General features: G+C 51.7%; 1 protein-coding gene. It reads right to left on the reverse strand.

Going from position 1 to position 1,390, the window contains the following annotated elements; translation table 11 throughout:
* A partial coding sequence (locus tag Q0256_RS10005; protein WP_297962650.1) for a Sua5/YciO/YrdC/YwlC family protein occupies nt 1-1,390 on the reverse strand: 1,390 nt, incomplete at both ends.

Here is a 1,390-nt window from a genome sequence, read left to right on the forward strand (position 1 = left end):
GACTGCAAATTTAAATTATTAGTTGTATGTCGCAGCTCTAGCCCGCCTTCTGCTTGCGGCGAGCTCAAATTTTTAGCCGCGCGCTGCAAATCAGACCGATCATATGCGCGCTCTAGCTCGTTTGCCGCTAGCGTATCACAGGCGAAATTACGGTGCGCCGTTTTACTGAAAATTTGCGCACTCTGTAATTCGCCCTGCTTCGTGTAATTCTCAGCGCCTTGCGTGCTAAAATTTAGCGCCGCGGAATTGCGTAAATTTTGTAACGCAGAGCCCCGCCCTTGCGCCGCCTCTTCTTGCTCGCCCGCAAATCTCGGCGATATAGGATTTTTGCCTTGCGCCTTTAAATTTTGTGTGCCGAAATCCGCCGCAAAGCCCGTCAGCGTGCGCCAAACAAACTCGCGCTTTTTTAAAATCACGATCGGCTTGATGTTACAGTCTATCAGCGCCTCTTCCTCTGCGCTTAAGCTTGCCGCGCGCCATGCCTGCGCTGCATCGCGGCACATGATTGCAAAGGGCTTACTCGGGCGCTTTTTGAGCGTTCGCAGCATGCGTACCGCGCGCTCGTTCGTCGCATCGCAAACGATATGAAAGCCGCCCATCCCCTTGATCGCGCCGATCTGTCCACGCCGCAAAAGCTCCGCCGTGCGCGCTATCGCATCCTCGCCGCTTGATAAAATTTCGCCGCCCGCGCCGCATAAAAACAGCTGCGGACCGCAGTGTGGGCAGGAGATCGGCTCGGCGTGATAGCGGCGCGTGAGCGGGTCCGTGTATTCGCCGCGGCAGAACTCGCACATCTCAAACGCCCTCATCGTGGTGTTTGCGCGGTCGTACGGCAGCGCTGCGATGATGCTAAGGCGCGGGCCGCAATCGGTACAGTTGATAAAAGGATAGTGAAAGCGCGGATTTTGCAGGTCGTAAAATTCTTTTTTGCACTGATCGCAGATCGCAAAATCGGGCAAAATCGGATTAAATTTACGCCCCTCCTTGGATTGCGTGATCTTAAAATCAGTAAAATTCTGCGTAAAATATTGCGTATTTAGATCGGTGCGGATAATTTTATCGATACGACAAAGCGGCGGCGCTTCACTGCGAAGTCGCTGTTCGAAAATTTTTAAAATTTCTTCTTCGCGCAGATCTTGTTCGGCGCTTTGTGGATTGCGCTTAAAGCCCTGTAAATTCCCCTTCGCGCCTTGCAAATTGTACTTAATATTTTGCAAGTCTTGCAGCGATTCATTCTGCGACATACCGCGCTGCTGCGACGAATTTTGCACGACGAAATTTTGATCCGACGAAGCGGGCAAAATGGAGCTCTGCTCGTTTAGATCGGTCTCGAATAAGTTTGGTAAAAATTTCTCGCTCGCTGCAGCTTGCAAATCGCTCGTCAAATCAT

This window comes from uncultured Campylobacter sp. (assembly GCF_937949835.1).
Taxonomy (GTDB): Bacteria; Campylobacterota; Campylobacteria; order Campylobacterales; family Campylobacteraceae; genus Campylobacter_B.